The organism is Chloroflexaceae bacterium, from assembly GCA_025057155.1.
Lineage (GTDB): Bacteria > Chloroflexota > Chloroflexia > Chloroflexales > Chloroflexaceae > JACAEO01.
Map to the genome: position 1 here is coordinate 1 of JANWYD010000076.1, position 271 is coordinate 271.

Annotated in this window: 1 protein-coding gene; it reads left to right on the forward strand. The window is 60.1% G+C overall.

All coding sequences use genetic code 11. The features are described 5' to 3' along the window. A partial coding sequence (locus NZU74_20335; GenBank protein ID MCS6883677.1) for a hypothetical protein occupies positions 1 to 271 on the forward strand: 271 nt, incomplete at both ends.

A 271-nucleotide genomic window follows, 5' to 3' on the forward strand; every position in this document is an offset into this window, starting at 1 on the left:
GGCATCCTGCTGCACCGCGTCGAGGAGAGCCTGATTGCCCACAACGACCTGCAACATCAGATGAACGGTTTGCTGGCGTACGAGTGCCGCCACCTCACGGTGCGGGGCAACGTGGCGAACTACTGTAGCGGCTTCGGCTTCCATCTCTATCAGACCTGCGATAGCCTCTACGAAGAGAACTTCGCCGATTTCTGCTGTCGTTATGAGCCGCGCGGGGAGCGCTACGGGCATATGGGCGCCGACGCTACGGGCTTTCTCATCGTCTACAGGT